The organism is Streptomyces corallincola, from assembly GCF_019104725.1.
Taxonomy (GTDB): Bacteria; Actinomycetota; Actinomycetes; order Streptomycetales; family Streptomycetaceae; genus Streptomyces; species Streptomyces corallincola.
In genome coordinates this window covers 18,716-36,841 of sequence record NZ_JAHRXF010000057.1, presented here as the reverse complement: position 1 = coordinate 36,841, position 18,126 = coordinate 18,716, and the positions used below count along the sequence as shown (strand labels likewise).

Here is an 18,126-nt window from a genome sequence, read left to right as displayed (position 1 = left end):
CACGCCGCTCTTCCGATCTAAGAACCGGGAAGCGATCCTCCAGGTCGCCCACGACGCCCTCGCGGAATCCCCGGACGCCTCGCTGAACTCGATCGCCAAGCGCGCTGGCGTCGGCCCCGGCACCCTGTACCGCCACTTCCCGACCCGCGAGGCACTGATCCTGGCGGTCTACCGGCACGACATCGACCGCCTCGTGGACTCCGTGCCGGAGGTCCTCGCCGCCCACCCCCCACTGGACGCGCTCCGGCACTGGTTCCTCACCCTCGCCGCCTATGTGCGCCTCAAGCACGGCCTCGGCGAGGCGCTGCACACGGCCGCCGCGCAGGAGATCGTGGACGCCACCTACGCCCCGGTTACCGGCGCCATCGCTCGGCTGCTCGCCGCGTGCGAGGCCGCGGGCGACGTACGCCCCGGCCTCGATCCCGCCGACGTCCTGATGCTCATGAGCTGCCTCTGGCGTACCCCGGCCACCCCCGAGGGCACCGCCCAGGCCGCCCGCCTGCTGGAACTGGCCGTCGCGGGCTTCCGGCCGTGACCGGCCGGTTTCCAGCCACCGGCGCGTCCGCCGTCCGTGATCGGAACGTGAAGGCCAGGTAGGGGAGTTGTCGCATCTCCCGGCCGGGCATGGCGTGCCCTGCCGCGCGTGAGGTTGTCTCGTGCACGTATCTCCAACCCCCCACACCGTATGGAGATCTCATGCACCGCAGCACGCCCGGCGATGAACTCCGCCCGAGAAAGCTCCAGTTCAGCGCGGCCCAACGCGGCACGGAAGCAGGCAGGTTGAAGAACCGGCCGCTTTCCCGCGCCCACCCGGAACACCCGCGCCACCCCGCTTCCCGTACCCCCTGACCCCCGCCCCGGCGGCCCCGTGCCGCCGCGCGTCCCCGCACTGATCGCCCTCTGTCATGTGCATGGCATGCATGGCAGGGTGTCCCCAACCGCCGCACGAGCAAGATCAGTTCACGGCGGTCCGGACCGGCCCCACACCGCCCGGACCGTCCCCCCACATAAGGAGCTTGTGTGACTCCGCGAAACGCACGCAGTCGGCGCACCACCCTGGCCATCGCCACGGCCGTGGCGGCCGGAGCCCTGGTCGCCACCGGTCTCTCCACCACCGCGAGCGCCCAGGACCCGGCCGATACCACCGCCGCCCGTCCGCTCGCCGCCGCCCCGGTCGCCCTGACGGCCTCCGCGCGGACCACGCTGATCCGGCAGGCGCAGACCGACGCCGCCACCACGGCCCACGAGATAGGTCTCGGCTCCCAGGAGAAGCTGGTCGCCAAGGACGTGGTGAAGGACGCGAACGGCACCGTCCACACCCGCTACGAGCGCACCTACGGCGGCCTGCCGGTGCTCGGCGGCGACCTGGTCGTGCACACCGCGAAGTCCGGCAGAACTCAGGGCGTCACCAGGGCCACCGGCGCCACCATCAAGGTCGCCTCGCTGAAGCCGCAGGTCAGCGCGGCCACCGCCGAGAAGCAGGCGGTCGGCGCCGCGAAGACCCTCGGCTCGGCGAAGACCAGCTCCGACGGCGCCCGCAAGGTCGTCTGGGCCGGTTCCGGCAAGCCCGTCCTCGCCTACGAGACGGTCGTCGGCGGTCTCCAGGACGACGGCACCCCCAACCAGCTGCACGTCATCACCGACGCGGCCACCGGCAAGAAGCTCTACGCGTACCAGGGCATCGAGACCGGCGTCGGGAACACCCAGTACAGCGGCAAGGTCGATCTGACCACCGCGCAGTCCGGCTCCACGTACACCCTCACCGACGCCTCGCGCGGCGGCCACAAGACGTACGACCTCGACCACGGCACCTCCGGCCAGGGCACCCTCTTCTCGCAGTCCGAGGACACCTGGGGCGACGGCACCGTCAACAACGCGGCGACCGCGGCCGCCGACGCCGCCTACGGTGCCCAGGAGACCTGGGACTTCTACAAGAACACCTTCGGCCGCAACGGCATCAAGAACGACGGCACCGGCGCCTACTCCCGCGTCCACTACGGCAACTCGTACGTGAACGCCTTCTGGGACGACAGCTGCTTCTGCATGACGTACGGCGACGGCCAGGGCGACAGCGACCCGCTCACCGAACTGGACGTCGCCGGGCACGAGATGAGCCACGGCGTCACCTCCAACACCGCGGGCCTGGAGTACACCGGCGAGTCCGGCGGCCTCAACGAGGCCACCAGCGACATCTTCGGCACCGGCGTCGAGTTCTACGCCGACAGCGCCGCCGACCCCGGCGACTACCTCATCGGCGAGCAGATCGACATCAACGGCGACGGCACCCCGCTGCGCTACATGGACAAGCCCAGCAAGGACGGCGGCTCCGCCGACTACTGGTCCTCCAGCGTCGGCGGCCTGGACGTGCACTACTCGTCCGGCGTCGCCAACCACTTCTTCTACCTGCTGGCCGAGGGCAGCGGCGCCAAGACCGTGAACGGCGTCAGCTACGACTCGCCCACCCAGGACGGCTCCACCGTCACCGGCATCGGCCGGGACAAGGCCCTGCAGATCTGGTACAAGGCGCTGACCTCGTACTTCACCTCCACGACCGACTACGCCGCCGCCCGCACCGGCACCCTCAAGGCGGCCGGTGACCTGTACGGCGCCGACAGCGCCGAATACAAGGCCGTCGAGGCGGCCTGGACCGGCGTCAACGTGAAGTGATCCAATCACCCGGACGGGGCGGCGACCGGATCTCCGGCCGCCGCCCCCTTCGCCGACCGCCCGGCGAGACGCCCCGTCCGACCCGCGAGACCGGCCGACGCGCCGTGCCAGGATGCCCCGCCCACCGCACTGTGCTACGGTCACCTTGTTGCAGTTGTGGTACCCATGAACTTATGTGCGCCTGACGGGAATGCTTCTCCTTCAGGCGCATTATTTGTTTTACCGGCTTCTCCGGATGGGGCCTCTGCCTACTGAAGGAGAAATGTCATGGCACAGGGCACCGTGAAGTGGTTCAACTCGGAAAAGGGCTTCGGCTTCATCGAGCAGGACGGCGGCGGCCCCGACGTCTTCGCCCACTACTCGAACATCGCCACCCAGGGCTTCCGTGAGCTGCAGGAGGGCCAGCGGGTCTCGTTCGACGTCACGCAGGGCCAGAAGGGCCCGCAGGCGGAGAACATCGTCCCCGCCTAATCGCGGACGCGAATTCTCTCACCGGGGTCCGCACCGTCGTGGTGCGGACCCCGGTTTGCGCTGTTTCCAGGAAGGCAGACCCCCGCATGTCCCGCAGGCCCCAGAAATCCAGTCGGCGTGCCTCTTCACCCGCCCCGTCCACGTCGTCGCCGAAGGAATTCCGGCTGCCGGAAAGCAGCACCCCCGCACTCCCCGCCGTGGCGGAGTTCGCTGAGCTGGACATGCCCGCGGGCCTGCTGAAGACGCTCGGCGCGCAGGGCGTCACCACCCCGTTCCCCATCCAGGCCGCCACCCTGCCCAACTCCCTCGCCGGGCGTGACCTCCTCGGCCGTGGCCGCACCGGCTCCGGCAAGACCCTCGCCTTCGGCCTGGCCCTGCTCGCCCGCACCGCCGGTCTGCGCGCGGCACCCAAGGCGCCCCTCGCCCTGGTCCTCGTCCCCACCCGCGAACTCGCCCAGCAGGTCACCGACGCCCTCACCCCGTACGCGACGGCCGTCAACCTCCGCATGGCGACCGTGGTCGGCGGTCTGTCGATCACCAAGCAGGCCGGGACCCTCCGGCGCGGCGCAGAGGTGCTCGTGGCGACTCCGGGCCGCCTCAACGACCTGGTGGAGCGCGGCGACTGCGTCCTGGACGACATCCGCATCACCGTGCTGGACGAAGCCGACCAGATGACGGACATGGGCTTCCTGCCGCAGATCACCAAGGTCATCCGGCAGGTACGGGCCGACGGCCAGCGGATGCTGTTCTCGGCCACCCTGGACAGCAACATCGACCGGCTCGTGCAGCAGTTCCTCACCGACCCCGTCGTCCACTCCGTGGACCCCTCCGCGGGCGCCGTGACGACCATGCTGCACCACGTCCTGCACGTCCAGGACGAGACCGACAAGAAGGCCGTCACCACCCGCATCGCCGCCCGCGACGGCCGCGTCATCCTCTTCCTCGACACCAAGCGGTCCGCCGACCGGCTCGCCAAGCGGCTCCTCGCCGTCGGCGTCCGCGCCGCCGCCCTGCACGGCGGACGCTCCCAGCCGCAGCGCACCCGCACCCTGGAGCAGTTCAAGAACGGCCAGGTCACCGCCCTCGTGGCGACCAACGTCGCCGCCCGCGGCATACACATCGACGACCTCGACCTCGTCGTCAACGTCGATCCCCCCACCGACCACAAGGACTACCTCCACCGGGGCGGCCGTACCGCGCGCGCCGGCGGCTCCGGCAGCGTGGTCACCCTGGTCCTGCCCGAGCAGAAGCGGGAGATGACCCGGCTCATGTCCGACGCGGGCATCCGCCCCCGTACGTCCCGTGTCACCTCCTCCGCCCCCGAGCTGGCCGCCCTCACCGGCGCCCGCGAGCCCTCCGGCGTGGCCGTCACCATCGAGATCCCCGAGCCCGCCGCACCGCAGCGCACCCGGCAGGACGGCACGCCCGGCAAGCGCCCGGCCCGCCGTCGCCGCGGCGGCGGAGCAGCCGGAACGGCCACGTCCGGCGCCGCCACCAGGACCGGCAACGGCGGCTCCGGCCGCCGCACCCCGGACACCTCCGGATCGAACGGCGCGAGCAAGAGCACGGGTACGGGCACGGGCGCCCGTGGATCGGCCCGGCGCGGAGCGACCGGCAAGAGCGCCAACGGCACCGGTACGACAGGCCGTACGGGCACGGGCCGCACCGGAACCAGCGGCAGCGGTACGGGCCGTACGGCAGCGGGCGGCAGCGCCTCGGGCCGCACCGGAGCCAGTGGCGGCGCGACCGGTCGTACGGGCACGGGCCGGGCACCCGGCCGCCGCACCGCCCGCTGAACCACCGCACACCGACCGGGAGTTGACCGGGGGCACCGTCCCGTCCGCACCTCCGCGCGGACGGGACCGCCATACACCCGGCCGACATCCACGCCCCCGCACAGCACGACCGGTGGCCGCCCTCCCGGACACTCCGGGGGGGGGCCACCGGCCAGGCTCACCCGCTCAGCCCGCCCCCACCCCCTTCTCGATCAGCCCGACCGCCGTGCCCACCCCGTCCTCCGCCCGCAGCCGGGCGCCGACGGCGGCGGCCCGCTCCCGCACGTCCGCCGCGACGAGACCGCCCAGCACGCCGACGAGATGGTCGAGCCCGAAGTCCTGGAAGCTCGCGTACCCGCCCACCCCCAGCCGGGCGACCCGGTCGCCCCAGAACGGCTGATCGCTGAAGACGGTGTAGATCCAGGTGGGCAGCCCCGCCGTCAGCCCGGCGGCGGTCGTGCCCGCACCGCCGTGGTGCACGACGGCCCGGCAGCGCGGGAACAGCCAGTCGTGATCGACCGCCCCCACCAGCCGTACGCCGTCCGGCAGTTCATCGCCGAGCCCCGACAGGTCGGACCAGCCCACCCCGACGAGCAGCCGCAGCCCGGTCCGCTCGGCCGCCCGCACGATCAGATCCACCAGCTTCGCCGGGTCCAGCACCGGCATACTGCCGAACCCGAGGAACACCGGCGGCGGCCCGTCCGCCAGCCAGTCGGCCAGCCCACCGGGCACCACCGCCTCCCCGACCCGCTCCCGCACCTCCGGCTGGAGCCGCCAGAACCCGGTGACCGCGTTCTGCGGCGCCCAGTCACGCGGACGCGGTACGACCTGCTCACTGAACGCCTGCAACGTGGGCAGCCCCAGCTCCACCGTCCAGGTCAGCGCCGCCGAAGGAGCGCCCGGCAGCCCGAGCGAGCCCCGGAACTCGTCGATGTCGTCCCGTTTCCCCTGCCAGTACACCTCCTCCGCCATCCGGTGCGTCTCCAGGTGGTACTGGCGCGCGGGCACCCCGTCCGGCACGGCCTGCGGGGTCAGCGGCTGCGGGAACTCGTCGGTCAGCAGCCACGGCGTCAGATGCCCGAGCACGATCGGCGTACCGTGCGCCTGGGCGACGGCGAGCGCGTAGTCCTCGGTGTTCACACCGGTCACCAGCAGGTCCGCGCCCTCGGCCGCCGCCAGCACCGAGGCACCCACGGTGTGCCGTGCCTGCGACAACATCCGTGCGATGCCCGCGAGATACGCCTCCGCGTCACCGGCCGCGAGCCACCGCTGCCCCTCCTCGGACCGGAAGACCTCACGCACCTCCAGGTCCATCTCCACGAACTCGGCGTCCGTCCCCGCGACCAGCCGCCGCGCGTCACGCGGCGCCGCGAACACCACCTCGTGCCCGGCGCCGATCAGCCCCTGCGCCAGCGCCACGTACGGCTCGAAGTCCCCGCGGCTGCCCGCCGTGGACACACTGATCCTCATGTCACCCTCTCCTTCCACCAGGACGCGATCCCTCGCGTCGGAAAACCCGGCCGGTCCGGCACGGAACCACTCCGCCCCCGGCACCACGTCGGCGTGGGCACCGGTACGACGTACACATCAAGTTCGCGGGCAGCGGCCCGACTTACCAGACAACCGGCAGACTCTTCAGCCCGTACACCAGCGTGTCCGTGCTGGCCGCGACCTCCTCGCGCGGAACCGCCAGCCGCAGTCCGGGGAACCGCCGGAAGACCGCCCCGAGCGCGATCTCGATCTCCGTACGGGCCAGCGGTCCGCCGGGGCAGAAGTGCGCACCGTGCCCGAACGCCAGGTGACGGCCGTTGTCGCGGTGGACGTCGAAGTCCGCGGCTCCGGCGAACACCTCCTCGTCGTGGTTCGCGCCCGGTATGGAGATGACGACGGCGTCCCCCGCCGCCACCCGCGTACCGCCGATGACCAGCTCCTCGGTGGCGACCCGGACCACGTTGTCCTGCGCGATGGACCAGTAGCGCAGCATCTCGTCCACCACTTTAGGCAACAGGGTCGGATCGTCCCGGAGTTGGGCGAGCACCTCGGGCCGGTCCAGCAGGGTGAACACCCCGAGCGCGATCTGGTTCGCGGTCGTCTCGTGCCCGGCGACCAGCATCAGCCGGACCAACGCCACCAGATCCTCGTGGGACAACTCCCCGGTACGCACGTGGTTCACCACCAGCCGACTGATCAGATCGTCGCGCGGCGCACCCTCCCGTTCCCGCGCCAACCGGTCCAGATACGCGGTGGTCGCCACGAACGCCTCGACCGCCTTTTCCGGTTCCGCCTGATTCAGCACGGCACTCGTCATCGACTTGAACGCGGCCATGTCCTCGTCCGGTACCCCGAAGATCCGGGCGATGACGATGCAGGGGAGCGGCAAGGAGAAAGCCGAGTGCAGATCGACCGGACCGGACTTCCCGGCCATACCGTCGAGTAATTCCTCGGTTATCGACTCGATCAGCGGACGGAGTGCCTGCGTGCGGCGCGCGGTGAATTCGGGCGCGACCATTTTCCGGTACAAACCGTGCTCGGGCGGGTCCATCCGCCAGAAGGACACGGCCCTCGGCGGCACCGGGAACAGCAGCCGGTTCGGCCAGTTCGGGTGTTGGTCATCAACGCTCAGCCGGGGCTCGGCCAACGCCAGGCGCACGTCCTCGTACCGGCTGATCAGCCAGGCCCGCTGCTCCCCGCGCAGCCGCACTTCACGCGGCGGCCCCTCACGGAACCCGGCGAGCGCCGGCGGCTGGGACAACGGGCACGTGCGCCGCAGAGGCCACTGGGCCGGGTCCGCTTCGACGTGGATCATGATTTCCCTTCTTTCGCGGAGGATGCGAATCCGAATGGAAATCAGCTTGATTATGGGTGCTGATACGTGGCTGACATGGCCGAATTCATGCCGGACCAATATGTGAGATTCCGCCGGGCGGCACCCTGCAATGTGCACAGTGCAGGGTGAAGGATTAACCTCGCGCGCCGCACTCGGCGGTCGATTCGCAAACCGAGTGAATAAATCTACGAAAGAATGCGAAGGCGACCGGCGCGGCCCCCGCCCCCCTCCGCCCCTACCGAAGCTCCTTGGCCAGCCGCAGCGGCGTCCCCACCCACTCGGCCGCGACAGCGAGGGACTTGGCCGGTGTCAGCATCGCCTGCCGGGCGGCGTCCCTGATCTCACGGGGCTCAAGACACCCGTAGTACCCGGCCTTTGGAGTGAGCAGGACGACAGCACCCCCGCGCACGAGGGGGATCACCACATCCGCGAGTTCGACGAAGAGGTCACCGTCCTCCTCGCGCCACCACAACAGGACGACGTCCACGGCGTTCTCGTAGTCCTCATCGACCAACTCCCGCCCGGTGAAGACCTCGATGGCCCCGCGCACCCCGTCGTCGCAGTCGTCGTCGTACCCGATCTCCTGCACGATGTGCCCCGGCCCGAACCCCAGCCGCTCAGCGACACACGGCTCGGGCCGCCCGAAAACCTGCCCTGACCACTCGGCTGTCGTCATCACTGCATCGACCCCTTCGTACCGGAGACGGGCACACGCCCGAAAACGGCACGAGCCAAGCACAGGGCCGAGATCCCCCCGCCCAAGTCAGCCAGCGGGCAGAGCAGTTGCCGTAACGATCAGCCTGCCGCGCGACATCACGTCCACGGCCTCCGCCCCGCAATCCCCGGCCACCCCGCACGTCCACCACAAGAGAGACCCCCGACATCCCACTTCACCCCATCGGAGGACCCATGCCCCACCGCACCCGGCCCCTCCACCCGACCGCCCATCCCTCCGCGAAACCGCCACCCTCCTGGCCACCACCGCCCTCTGCACCCTCGCCCCCCCTCTCCCTCGGTACGGCCACAGCGACCCACACGACCACCCCCACCACCCGGTACACCAGCACCCCGGGCATTCACCGCGCGGCCTCAACCCCTGCCAACGAAGGCACCCTCGCCACTGGGCCGGACTGGTCGGTCACCGGCCGGTCTGCGGTGGGTGCGCTCGCCGTGATGCTCGAGGCAGTGGCCGAGCCAACCTGCTCCGGAACCCTTCGAGGACTTGAGGACATGTATCTCGCTGTTCCGCACATCGTGAGCGATGTGATGACCGCGCCCGCTGTCGCCGTCGGGCGCGACGCGCGCTTCAAGGAGATCGTGCGGGTCATGTACGGGCGCCGTGTGAGTGCCGTGCCGGTCGTCAGTGAACCTCTTTCATCCTGTGCTGGAGGGTGAAATGGGCTGGTCAGTGGGTGTGGTGACGAGGCAGGGCCCCTCGTCGTCGGGGTGGTGATTCCACTCATCGCACCGGCGACCGAAGGGGCCCTGTTGGTTCCGTGTCCTCCCTGCTCGACGTCCCCCATGAGCTCGTCGAGCATGTCGCTGGCTGCTGCACGAGCATCGTCGAACCCGCAACACACGTTGGCGCAAGCTCGGCTGCTTCGGCCAGGCACTTCTCGCCCTGGTGCACCTGCGGAAGAACGAGACGTCTTCACAGCTCGGAGCGGGTTTCGGGGTATCCCAGGCCACCGCCTGGCGCCACGCCGACGAGACCTTCCCGACGGAGCACCGCTGTGGTTCTCCCGAGCAACACCGGGCCGCACCCACGATCTGACCGCGGCCCGCTCCAACGGCATCGTCCAGGCCTGCCTCACCCGGCAGATCCTCGTCCTCGCCGACCGCGCCCATCAAGGCGCCGGCGCCACCTTCCGCACCCCGTACTGCCCCCACCGCGAACAACCCGATCACTACCAGCAGTTCAACCGCGACCACGCCCGGCTCGGAGCGCCCGGCGAACGCGCCTTCGTCGAACTGAAGTCCTGGCGCATCCTCCGCCCCGCCCGATGCTCCACCCGACGCGTCGGCACCGTCGTCCAGGCCGTCCACACCCTGCTGACCTGCAACTACTCAGAATGAAAGGGGCTCAGTGATGAGGGGCGGGTCGTCGGTGTGGTGTCCGAGGCCGACCTGCTGCCCAAGGAGGAGTCCCGGGGCCGTGAGCTGACCCGCTTCGAGCGGATCCGACGCCGGTCCGACCTGACCAAGGCGGAGGGCATGACCGCCGAGGAGGTGATGAGCACGCCCGCTCCAGCCCGGTCCGACCCTGCCCGGCCGAGTAACCCGGTGGGTGTTGGGTGGGCGCTCCGGTTCACCTCACAGGGCGGGTGAGCCGTGATTGTCTACTGATCAGGCGGAGTGATCCGGCGGCCCGTGAGGCTTGTGGGTCGGATCGAAACCCACATCTCACGCTCGCCACCGGCCCAGGGGGTGGTGTGGGCCCGCTGGGCGAGCCTGCGTACGGCCTCGGGCTCGGTCACCACGCTGGCGGGGCCGACGGCGAGCACGCTCCAGCCCTGGCTCAAGGCGTCGTCGACGTGGTCGACCTCGAAGGCGACCTCCGTCTCCGCTGCCGCTGCGGCCACGGAGTCGGGCGCGGTTCGGAAGACGATGGCGTCGTCGACGATCTCGTAGTTGACCGGGACGACCGCCGGGCGGCAGTCGGACGCAAACACCGAGACGCGCCCCACCCCGTGCGTGGACAACAGGGTGTGGCACTCCTCCGGGGCCAGGTCCCGCAGCTGGGGGTGCAGCAGTGCATAGCCCTGACCCGGTGGAAGATCAATTCCTCCGCCACGCAGCGCGGCGACCGTGGTGCCCAGGGCGTCGGCCAGTCGGATGAGGGTCGCAAGACTCGGGTCGGCGGGCTGGTCCTCCAAGTAGGCGAGGTAGTCGGGCGACATCACGGCACGGCCCGCCGCTTCCACCAGGCTCAGCCCTCGCCGTCGGCGTTCGACCCCCACGCGCCGTCCGATGTCGCCGGGATTGGTTGCTCTGGTCGACCGCGGAGCGGTGAGCACGGTCTCCGCCTGGTGTGTGTCCGGCAGGGGTTCGCGTGTGGCCACTGGTTGTTCGCGTTCGAGATGGTGGATGTGGGCGTCGGGCCCAGGGAACACGAGTGTCACTTCGTCCGTGTCCGACCAGCGCACGTCGTAGGGGGGAGTTCCGTCCTCGTGATGCAGTCCGACGATTTCGCCGTCGCGCCTTGCGGCGCCGGTCGCCGGACTTTCGACGACGAGTTGATCGCCGAGGTGAGCTCGCATGATCGCCGCCCTCTCCTCAGAATGGTGTTGTATCCAACCTGCCACGCGGGCCACACCGCCGCACGGGGCGGCTGCCCCGTCTCCGCGAGGTGGGAGGCACGTTCCCCGGGAGGCGCCATGCACCACCGAACGGTCGAGGAGCTCATGAGCCGGGACGTCGTCCGGGCACGGCGTGACACGCCGTTCAAGGAGCTCGTCAGACTCCTGGAGGAGAACGATGTCACCGCCGTGCCCGTGGTGGATGAGCTGGACCGTCCACTGGGTGTGGTGTCCGAGGCCGACCTGCTCCGCAAGAGCGCCGACCAGGCCGATCCGTCGGGCAGGACACCCATACCCCACCTGGAGGCCTGGGAACGGGCCAAGGCCGAGGGCTCTCGTGCCGAGGAACTGATGTCCGCTCCCGCGGTCTGCGCACGTCCGGAGTGGACCGTGGTCGAGGCCGCCCGCCTCATGGAGACCCAGCACGTCAAACGACTGCCTGTGGTGGACGAGACGGACCGGCTCCTGGGCGTCGTCAGCCGCGGTGATCTGCTGCGGGTCTTCCTCCGCCGTGACGAGGCCATCCGCGAGGAGATCACCAGCGACCTGCTGCGGCGTACCTTGGGGCTCGATCCACGGGACGTGAGCGCGGAGGTGCGCGACGGGCGGGTGACGCTCGCGGGCATAGCCGAGTACAAGAGTCTGATTCCCGTCATCGAGCAGTTGTGCCGCGGCGTCGACGGCGTGGTGTCGGTGTCTGGGAATCTCTCCTACCGGAAGGACGACTCGCGGGATGCGTCCAGCGACAGTTGAGCCCGTCGGGGGTCACGCGGGCCATCCAGCGGCCTGAGGGGTGCCGGGCCGGGACGCCGCCATGCCTTGAACGTTGCGATCGGCGGCGTTCAGTAATTGGTGGGCGAGGTTGTGCATGGCCCTCCCCGCCGCCAGTTCGTCGCCGGTGTCCGGCACGTTCGTGTCCACCGGGTTGCAGTGCGCGGTTCCGTGCCCGGTGAGCGCCGTGGTGCCGGTGTCCAGCGTGACGTGTGCCTTCGTTGTCCCGTCGTCGTCTTCGAAGAGGTGGAGACGCCACGCTCCACTGTCCGGTGTGCGACATCGTTCTCTCCCCGCCTGTGTGCGGCGCGCCGCTGAGCTCCGAGCAGCGGTGCTCCAGGTGACCGCACCGGATGGACTGGCTGGAAACCAGGTGGATGGCATCCAGCCGGCCGCTGGGCGGCCCCCCGGGTCCTTCACCATCAGACGGCAGCGTTCCTCGGCCACAGGGCCGAAAGTCCGTGTCGAGCCGACGACCGGCCCTGGAAGTCGGCTGCGTCCCGTTCGCCCTGTTGATCAGGCCGAGCTGCAGGCCCGGATGCCCAAGTCGACGACGGGCGCCCACGACCGCGTTCGGAAGGAGTTGGCGGGCATCCCAACGCACCAGCGCCGAACCGGTGGCCCTGCACCGCCATGTTCCGGGCGACGTCTCGGCAGCCCGCCTGATCACGCGCGCCGCCGGGCCTCCGACGCCGGCCCCGAGATAGTCGGTGTCATGGCCGCGAAGGAACCGTCGTGGCCCGAGGCTGTCCCGGTCGACACCACCGGCGCACTCGAGTCCGCCGCCTCCCGGGCGCTGACGGTCGTACGCCCGTGGGGAACCGGTCAGGCACTGGTCTTCCGCCGGCCGTACATGGAGCCGGACTGAGGCATACGCGCGGCCGTGTTGCCCGGGGGCACTGTGGGGGTGACCGTGGAAGTGGGGGAGCAAGGAGTGAGTTCGGTGCGAGCGCTCGTCTACCACGAACCTGCACACACCTCCTGGGACACCGTTCCCGATCCTGTGATCGAGGAGGCGACCGACGCGATCGTGCGCGTCGACGCCACCACCGTGTGCGGCACTGATCTCCACATCCGGCGGGGAGACCTCCCCGAGGTGAAGTCGGGAACGGTACTCGGCCACGAGGCCGTCGGCGAGGTCATGGAGATCGGTAGCCAGGTCCACCACCTGCGCCCCGGTGATCAGGTGATCGTGTCATCCGTCTCCGCCTGCGGTCACTGCAGGGAGTGCCGTGACACCAGGTACGGGCAGTGCCGTGGCGGCGGCGGATGGATTCTGGGAAATCTGGTCAACGGCACCCAGGCCGAGTCGGTGCGCGTGCCCTTCGCCGATCACTCCACCACCCGGCGCCCCTACGACCTCGCGCTGGACGACGCTGTGCTGCTCGCCGAAGTCCTTCCGACCGCCTACGAGGTCGGAGTGCGAAATGGACACGTCCGCCCCGGAGACACCGTCGTCGTGGTGGGCGCGGGCCCCGTGGGACTCGCCGCCGTGGCCCTTGCGCGGCTGTACTCGCCGCGCAGGATCATCGTCGTGGACCTGGCTGGCGCTCGACTGGAGGCAGCTGCCCATCTGGGGGCGGATGCCGCTGAATCGCCGGGGAAGATGATCAACGACCTGTCCGAGGGGCCGGGCGCGGACGTGGTCATCGAGGCGTCGGGCGATCCGGACGGCTTCGTGCTGTGCACGCGCGCTGTCCGCACGGGAGGGCACATCGCCAACATCGGCACGCACGGCAAGCCGGCGACGCTCCACCTCGAGTCCCTGTGGCGAAAGAACGTGACGATCAGCACGGGGCAGGTGGACACGTCCTCCACATCGTGGCTGCTGGAGCTGATGAGGTTCGGAGGTCTGCCCGTCTCACGACTGGTCACCCACACCTTCGGTATGGACCGGATGGAGGACGCGTACGAGGCGTTCGCGCGCGGCCCCAGCACAGGAGCCCTCAAAGTCGCCCTGCATCGCGACTGGAACCCCGGATGAGATCCGGGCTCCGCGAGCCCCAAGGTGGGGTGGGTGGCCGCACGGGGCTGGCGCTGGGCTCAGGCGGGGAGATTCTGCCGCACTATGCGCACTGTACGTCGCGGAACTTGTCGTCCGGTCGAACCAGACCGAAGTCGGCGTCGGGCATGATCCGGGTGATCGACTCCTTGATCACCACTGGACGCACGCCGAGCATGCCGCTCGCGGCCCAGGGCCGCTCGACGACCGCTCCGAAGCCGACCAGGGCCACCTGGGGCGGGTGCATGACCCCGAACACCGCGTCCACGCCCTGCTGCCCAGGTTGGTGATGGTCAGGGTGGCGCCGGTCGTCTCGCTGCCGCGCAGCCGTCCACGGCGGGCTCGTTGGACAAGGTCCTTGAGGCGGGCCATGAGGGCGGCGGGCGGCAACGACGCCCGCCGCTGGTATCGGATCCTCGCCGAGCTCAGTCGAACGGCCCGTTCGGTGGCCGGACGGCTCCGGGCGACGCCTGGTTTTGCCTGAGGCGATGGCTGGAACAGGCTCTCCCGAACTGGTCTGACGCCTCGGTGCCGGTTCACGCCGCTGGGCGTGGGTGCCACATGGTGTCCCGCGCTGTGCACCGGCCGGTCTGCTGGTCGTCGGCGGCCGCCGTCGTGTCGCGTACGACGGCGGTCCTGGGGCGGCGCCGCCCGAGGTCCGGCCGGAGTTCTGGACCTTCCCGGCCCGGGCGGCGGACGCGGACCTGATATTCGCGGAAACCCCGGCCCGGGACCGCCCCATCCGCTTCCGCGGTCGAGCGGGACGGGCACGTTCCCGTGCGGGAAGTCGGCGCAGAAGCGGCCAGGAACCGGCTCGGACGCCTGGTCTACGCGCACATAGGCCGCCCCGGGCCGCGGGCGATGGACGTCGGTCTGGTGCCCGAGTACGGGGAGTGGGGGCGGGAGGGGCACACGTACTTCCTCTCACCGCACGGCCGAGCGTGCTCATTGTCGTGAAGGCATCTTCGACGCTCGGCCGAGAGCACGGTTGTCGGCTCGTCTGAGGTCAAGGGGACCAACGGCCCCCGCAGACGTGCCCATGTGGCTCTGTCGGCGCGGCGCTGTACCGGCAAGGCTGCCGTCGTGGGCCTGAGGTGAGCCAGGGCCCGATGTGCCGTCCGTCGTGCTGAGGGAGGTCGGTCATGAGTGCCGACACCGATGTGAACGCCGTTCCGGCCCCGCGTCCGAGGGGCTCGTGATGGGCAAGGACGGCATGGCCGCGCTCGTCAACGTGCTGGTCCGGCGCGGCTTCACCGTGATCGGCCCCACGGTGCGGGACGGCGCCATCGAGCTGGCGGAGCTGCGGTCGGCCGACGAGTTGCCGTACGGATGGGGCGTGGAGCTGCAGGTCGGGCGGTACCGGATGCGGGAGTGCGGGAGCGCTCGGCCCCATGAAAGGCGGTGGGGACAATGACACTTCCTCTGGTGGTGGGCGTAGACGGGTCCGACTCGTGCCTGCGGGCGGTCGACTGGGCCGTGGACGAAGCCGTCCGTCACGGTGTCCCGCTCAGGCTGGTGTACGCCTCTTTGTGGGCGCGATACGAGGCGGGCCTTCCCTCGGTGGATCCGAGGCGGCCCTCCGAGCAGGTGCTGGCCGAGCACATCGTGGCCTCGGCGGCCGATCGGGCCGAACGGCGCAACCCGGAGGTGAAGCTCACCACCGACATCGTTCCGGACGACGCAGCGGCCGCTCTCGTGCGCGCGGGCGACGAGGCGTTCGCGCTGGTGACGGGTTCGCGTGGCCGTGGTGAGCTCAAGGGTCTGCTGCTGGGGTCGGTCGGTCTCGGCGTGTCCGCCCGGGCGCACTGTCCGGTGGTCGTGGTCCGGGGTGATCGCGTGGGCCTGGCGGGTAGGCACGAGCGGATCCTGCTCGGCCTGGGCGAATCGGACCCGACTGCGGAGGCTGTGCGTTTCGCCTTCCGCGAGGCCGAGGTGCGAGGGTGCGTCCTCGACGTTGTGCGGGCCTGGCGCAGGCCTGCCTACGACAGACACGGCGACCGGTTGCAGCGCGGCGGACCGGCGGACACGTACGAGGAGAGCGCCACCGCCGTGATCGACGCTCTTCTCAAGACGGCGAGCGCTGAGCATCCGCATGTTCGGACGCACCCGGCGGTCCTTGAAGGACCGGCCGGCAGGATTCTCGTGGACCGGTCGGCGGCTGCGGATCTCGTGATCGTCGGGGCACATCGTAGGACGGGGCACTTCGGATTCCAGCTCGGCTGCGTGAGCCATGCGCTGCTGCACCATGCTCAGTGTCCGGTGGCGGTCGTGCCCGAACGGCAGTGAGTGCGCTCCGAGGCATGCCGGCGGCCCCGCTCCTCAGCACATGGCGCCGCCACGGGCCACGCCCTCACTCAGCCGAACAGGCTTCGCACCTGATGGTCTCGACGCGCCACCACGTGCCGTCGGGCAGCAGTATCCGATCTCTGGCCGCGCCGTGAGCACGGACGGGCGACGGAGGACATGCTCCGGCATCGTCCTCCACGTACCCCAGCGGGTCGGTCCGAACGGCACTCACGAGGACCGTGGGACCCATACCCGACGAGGCTGCGCCGCGGGACGGTGAAAGGGCACACGGCACCGGCGGCTACAGAGCGCAGGCTGTGCCATGCGGACACCTCAGACTCCCGACGCCCGTGGCGCCATCGCCTCCGTGCCCCGACAAGGACTTCGGGGTGACCGCCGGTGTGGCGGTGGCCTTCGTGACCGGGCTCGGCGGTGTGGCCACCGCCTATGGCGTGGGGCGGGCTGTCGGCGGATTCCTCGAACGTCGCCGCATGGCCCGCTGGGACCACGGGTGGGAACGCGTGGAGCCCGGCTGGGTCACGCTCTACGGGCATTGACGGCCCCGTCGCCCGTCATGCCGCTGGCTGCTCATCTGCGGCGGTGTGGCGACGGATCCCGCAGCGTGGAGAACAGAGGGGGACCGGCCCCGTGGGAAAAGACACTGGAAGAGAGGTGGGACGCATGGACACGGATGTCTCGAAGCCACGGGTGGTGGTCGGCGTCGACGGATCGCAGTCCTCGTACGAAGCCTTGCGCTGGGCCGTGCGCTACGCCGGCCAGGTCGGTGGCACCGTGGAGGCTGTCGCGGTGTGGGAGCTGCCGGGCCTGTACGGCTGGTCTGGGCCCGCCGTCGACATGCAGGTCGACGAGGACGAGACCCGGCAGAAGATGACCCAGGAGCTGACCGACGTGCTCGGCGCGGAGGCCGCGGGCTCGGTACGGACCCGTGTGGTGCGCGGCAATGCCGCCGACGTCCTGTTGCGGGCCGCCGAAGGAGCCGAGGTACTGGTGGTGGGCAGCCGGGGCAGGGGCGGGTTCGCGCGAGCCCTGCTCGGCTCTGTCAGCCAGCACGTATCGCAGCATGCGAGTTGCCCGGTCGTCATCGTACGTTCCCAGGAGCAGTGACCAGAGGCCCGCGGAGACTGTGTGGGACCAGCTCACTGCAGATGCCGCGTGAATCTCGTGCTCGGTTGCCTCGTGTGCACGAGCAGGAGTTCGCCGCCGGGAAGCGGGTGCACCTCAGGGCCCGGGACCGTGGGTCGGCCCTCACGTACGACGGTGGCAGCAACGGTGCCAGCGGGCAGCTCGATCTCACCCAGCTTGTGCCCCGTTGCCCGGGACTCCTCGGTGATCGCGGTCTCGATGACCTCGACGCCCGCCTCGTTCAGCCGCAGGAGTGCCACCGTGTCCGTCCGTGGCACCGGTGGCCTCCTCGATGAGGGAGATCAACGGGGTGGCCGCGGGTACGGCCACGTCCACGCCCCACCGCTGGTCGAAGAGCCAGGCGTTCTCCCCTCGTTGACGCGCGCGGCCACCCGCCCCACCCCGAACTGCCGCTTGGCGAGGAGGCTGATGACCAGGTTGTCCTCGTCGCGGCCGGCGGACAGTACCTGGGCGATCTGGGTGCCGAGTCGCCCCGCGCCCGCGATCAGGACCTGCACGTTCCCAGCTCCTTGTCGAGAAAGCCGCTCAGCCGGCCCGGCGCCGTGGCGGCAACGCTGAAGGTGACCAGGTCACCGGGCTCGGCCAGGACACCCTGAGCGGAGAGCAGCGAGCGACCGGCACGGGTGATCTCCACGACGCGGATCTCACCGTCGACGTCGAACTCGGTGGCCTGTCGTCCAGTGAGGTGGGAAGGCAGCTGGGAACGTACGAGGAGCGTCTCGCCGTTGCCGAAGGTCAGTTCGGGGATGAGGCGGCGGTGTAGGAGCATCTGGTGGATGCGGTTGACGGCCCAGCGGAGGCTGCAGATCGTCGGGATGCCCAGCTCCATACCGGGCCCGGAGGCCAGCGGCCCTCTTGCAGGAC

18 protein-coding genes and 6 pseudogenes are annotated in these 18,126 nt (G+C 70.4%); 14 read left to right on the top strand and 10 right to left on the bottom strand.

Annotated elements, in window-relative coordinates; genetic code table 11:
* Window positions 1–34: 34 nt before the first annotated feature.
* From KUM39_RS25505 to KUM39_RS25490, 4 genes are all read left to right on the top strand, one after another.
* Window positions 35–535: a TetR/AcrR family transcriptional regulator gene (locus KUM39_RS25505; protein ID WP_308288242.1), complete on the top strand. Its 501-nt coding sequence runs from the start codon at window positions 35–37 to the stop codon at window positions 533–535.
* 485 nt (window positions 536–1,020) lie between these two features.
* Entirely contained in the window at window positions 1,021–2,667 is a 1,647-nt protein-coding gene (locus tag KUM39_RS25500; RefSeq protein ID WP_217788116.1) for a M4 family metallopeptidase, read from the top strand.
* Window positions 2,668–2,934: 267 nt separating this feature from the next.
* The gene (locus tag KUM39_RS25495) at window positions 2,935–3,138 is read left to right on the top strand and encodes a cold-shock protein (RefSeq protein WP_007502648.1); all 204 of its coding nucleotides are present in this window, start codon (window positions 2,935–2,937) and stop codon (window positions 3,136–3,138) included.
* A gap of 86 nt (window positions 3,139–3,224) precedes the next feature.
* Window positions 3,225–4,934, top strand: a complete 1,710-nt coding sequence (locus tag KUM39_RS25490) for a DEAD/DEAH box helicase (RefSeq protein ID WP_217788115.1) — start codon at window positions 3,225–3,227, stop codon at window positions 4,932–4,934.
* A gap of 165 nt (window positions 4,935–5,099) precedes the next feature.
* On the opposite strand, the gene KUM39_RS25485 is transcribed toward KUM39_RS25490, so the two are convergent.
* The 3 genes from KUM39_RS25485 to KUM39_RS25475 form a co-directional block, all read right to left on the bottom strand.
* Window positions 5,100–6,383, bottom strand: a complete 1,284-nt coding sequence (locus KUM39_RS25485; RefSeq protein ID WP_217788114.1) for a glycosyltransferase — start codon at window positions 6,381–6,383, stop codon at window positions 5,100–5,102.
* A gap of 142 nt (window positions 6,384–6,525) precedes the next feature.
* Window positions 6,526–7,719, bottom strand: coding sequence for a cytochrome P450 (locus KUM39_RS25480; protein WP_217788113.1), 1,194 nt, complete (start codon window positions 7,717–7,719; stop codon window positions 6,526–6,528).
* A 256-nt stretch (window positions 7,720–7,975) separates the two neighbouring features.
* Window positions 7,976–8,416 (bottom strand): DUF3052 domain-containing protein, encoded by a 441-nt coding sequence (locus tag KUM39_RS25475; RefSeq protein WP_217788112.1) that lies wholly within the window; start codon window positions 8,414–8,416, stop codon window positions 7,976–7,978.
* Between the two features lie 590 nt (window positions 8,417–9,006).
* Between KUM39_RS25475 and KUM39_RS28850 the strand changes: the two are divergent.
* The 3 pseudogenes from KUM39_RS28850 to KUM39_RS28885 form a co-directional block, all read left to right on the top strand.
* Window positions 9,007–9,102, top strand: a pseudogene (locus tag KUM39_RS28850) (CBS domain-containing protein); the annotation flags it as partial.
* A gap of 84 nt (window positions 9,103–9,186) precedes the next feature.
* Window positions 9,187–9,816 (top strand): annotated as a pseudogene (locus tag KUM39_RS25465) (transposase family protein).
* Window positions 9,817–9,822: 6 nt separating this feature from the next.
* Window positions 9,823–9,987 (top strand): annotated as a pseudogene (locus tag KUM39_RS28885) (CBS domain-containing protein); the annotation flags it as partial.
* A 92-nt stretch (window positions 9,988–10,079) separates the two neighbouring features.
* On the opposite strand, the gene KUM39_RS25455 reads toward KUM39_RS28885, so the two are convergent.
* On the bottom strand, window positions 10,080–11,000 hold the full coding sequence (locus KUM39_RS25455; RefSeq protein ID WP_217788110.1) for a DUF1918 domain-containing protein: 921 nt from the start codon (window positions 10,998–11,000) through the stop codon (window positions 10,080–10,082).
* Between the two features lie 117 nt (window positions 11,001–11,117).
* Between KUM39_RS25455 and KUM39_RS25450 the strand changes: the two genes are divergently transcribed.
* On the top strand, window positions 11,118–11,792 hold the full coding sequence (locus KUM39_RS25450; protein ID WP_217788109.1) for a CBS domain-containing protein: 675 nt from the start codon (window positions 11,118–11,120) through the stop codon (window positions 11,790–11,792).
* A gap of 12 nt (window positions 11,793–11,804) precedes the next feature.
* On the opposite strand, the pseudogene KUM39_RS25445 reads toward KUM39_RS25450, so the two are convergent.
* Window positions 11,805–12,093 (bottom strand): annotated as a pseudogene (locus KUM39_RS25445) (DUF1876 domain-containing protein).
* Window positions 12,094–12,525: 432 nt separating this feature from the next.
* Here KUM39_RS25445 and KUM39_RS28730 point away from each other — a divergent pair.
* Together KUM39_RS28730 and KUM39_RS25435 are read left to right on the top strand one after the other, a co-directional pair.
* Window positions 12,526–12,678, top strand: a complete 153-nt coding sequence (locus KUM39_RS28730; protein WP_308288241.1) for a hypothetical protein — start codon at window positions 12,526–12,528, stop codon at window positions 12,676–12,678.
* Between the two features lie 75 nt (window positions 12,679–12,753).
* On the top strand, window positions 12,754–13,794 hold the full coding sequence (locus KUM39_RS25435) for an alcohol dehydrogenase catalytic domain-containing protein (RefSeq protein ID WP_217788108.1): 1,041 nt from the start codon (window positions 12,754–12,756) through the stop codon (window positions 13,792–13,794).
* 82 nt (window positions 13,795–13,876) lie between these two features.
* On the opposite strand, the gene KUM39_RS28420 is transcribed toward KUM39_RS25435, so the two are convergent.
* Together KUM39_RS28420 and KUM39_RS28415 are read right to left on the bottom strand one after the other, a co-directional pair.
* Complete coding sequence (locus KUM39_RS28420; protein ID WP_246620716.1) at window positions 13,877–14,059, bottom strand: hypothetical protein; 183 nt, start codon at window positions 14,057–14,059, stop codon at window positions 13,877–13,879.
* Window positions 14,060–14,136: 77 nt separating this feature from the next.
* Window positions 14,137–14,184 (bottom strand): annotated as a pseudogene (locus tag KUM39_RS28415) (hypothetical protein); the annotation flags it as partial.
* Window positions 14,185–14,954: 770 nt separating this feature from the next.
* Here KUM39_RS28415 and KUM39_RS25425 point away from each other — a divergent pair.
* The 4 genes and pseudogenes from KUM39_RS25425 to KUM39_RS25410 form a co-directional block, all read left to right on the top strand.
* Window positions 14,955–15,184: pseudogene (locus KUM39_RS25425) on the top strand (4Fe-4S dicluster domain-containing protein); the annotation flags it as partial.
* A gap of 38 nt (window positions 15,185–15,222) precedes the next feature.
* Window positions 15,223–16,098, top strand: coding sequence for a universal stress protein (locus KUM39_RS25420; RefSeq protein ID WP_217788107.1), 876 nt, complete (start codon window positions 15,223–15,225; stop codon window positions 16,096–16,098).
* Between the two features lie 350 nt (window positions 16,099–16,448).
* On the top strand, window positions 16,449–16,655 hold the full coding sequence (locus KUM39_RS25415; RefSeq protein ID WP_217788106.1) for a hypothetical protein: 207 nt from the start codon (window positions 16,449–16,451) through the stop codon (window positions 16,653–16,655).
* A gap of 124 nt (window positions 16,656–16,779) precedes the next feature.
* On the top strand, window positions 16,780–17,223 hold the full coding sequence (locus KUM39_RS25410) for a universal stress protein (RefSeq protein ID WP_217788105.1): 444 nt from the start codon (window positions 16,780–16,782) through the stop codon (window positions 17,221–17,223).
* A gap of 32 nt (window positions 17,224–17,255) precedes the next feature.
* Here KUM39_RS25410 and KUM39_RS28410 read toward each other — a convergent pair whose 3' ends face one another.
* The 3 genes from KUM39_RS28410 to KUM39_RS25400 are packed head-to-tail and all read right to left on the bottom strand — an operon-like array spanning window position 17,256 to window position 18,091.
* Window positions 17,256–17,519, bottom strand: a complete 264-nt coding sequence (locus KUM39_RS28410) for a hypothetical protein (RefSeq protein ID WP_246620712.1) — start codon at window positions 17,517–17,519, stop codon at window positions 17,256–17,258.
* A gap of 24 nt (window positions 17,520–17,543) precedes the next feature.
* Window positions 17,544–17,759 carry a hypothetical protein gene (locus KUM39_RS28405; RefSeq protein ID WP_246620711.1) on the bottom strand — a complete coding sequence of 72 codons (216 nt, stop codon included), beginning with the start codon at window positions 17,757–17,759 and terminating at the stop codon, window positions 17,544–17,546.
* A complete protein-coding gene (locus tag KUM39_RS25400) occupies window positions 17,747–18,091 on the bottom strand; it encodes a hypothetical protein (protein WP_246620710.1) in 345 nt (114 codons plus the stop codon). Before KUM39_RS25400 ends, KUM39_RS28405 begins: the two co-directional genes overlap by 13 nt.
* Window positions 18,092–18,126: the final 35 nt, after the last annotated feature.

Bases quoted from the DNA above. Each gene is read 5' to 3' on its own strand.
- KUM39_RS25495 (WP_007502648.1), top strand. From the start codon at position 2,935: ATGGCACAGGGCACCGTGAAGTGGTTCAACTCGGAAAAGGGCTTCGGC.
- KUM39_RS25480 (WP_217788113.1), bottom strand. From the start codon at position 7,719: ATGATCCACGTCGAAGCGGACCCGGCCCAGTGGCCTCTGCGGCGCACG.
- KUM39_RS25490 (WP_217788115.1), top strand. From the start codon at position 3,225: ATGTCCCGCAGGCCCCAGAAATCCAGTCGGCGTGCCTCTTCACCCGCC.
- KUM39_RS28420 (WP_246620716.1), bottom strand. From the start codon at position 14,059: ATGCACCCGCCCCAGGTGGCCCTGGTCGGCTTCGGAGCGGTCGTCGAG.
- KUM39_RS25455 (WP_217788110.1), bottom strand. From the start codon at position 11,000: ATGCGAGCTCACCTCGGCGATCAACTCGTCGTCGAAAGTCCGGCGACC.
- KUM39_RS25400 (WP_246620710.1), bottom strand. From the start codon at position 18,091: ATGGAGCTGGGCATCCCGACGATCTGCAGCCTCCGCTGGGCCGTCAAC.
- KUM39_RS25450 (WP_217788109.1), top strand. From the start codon at position 11,118: ATGCACCACCGAACGGTCGAGGAGCTCATGAGCCGGGACGTCGTCCGG.
- KUM39_RS28730 (WP_308288241.1), top strand. From the start codon at position 12,526: ATGGCCGCGAAGGAACCGTCGTGGCCCGAGGCTGTCCCGGTCGACACC.
- KUM39_RS25420 (WP_217788107.1), top strand. From the start codon at position 15,223: ATGACACTTCCTCTGGTGGTGGGCGTAGACGGGTCCGACTCGTGCCTG.
- KUM39_RS25485 (WP_217788114.1), bottom strand. From the start codon at position 6,383: ATGAGGATCAGTGTGTCCACGGCGGGCAGCCGCGGGGACTTCGAGCCG.
- KUM39_RS25475 (WP_217788112.1), bottom strand. From the start codon at position 8,416: ATGACGACAGCCGAGTGGTCAGGGCAGGTTTTCGGGCGGCCCGAGCCG.
- KUM39_RS25410 (WP_217788105.1), top strand. From the start codon at position 16,780: ATGGACACGGATGTCTCGAAGCCACGGGTGGTGGTCGGCGTCGACGGA.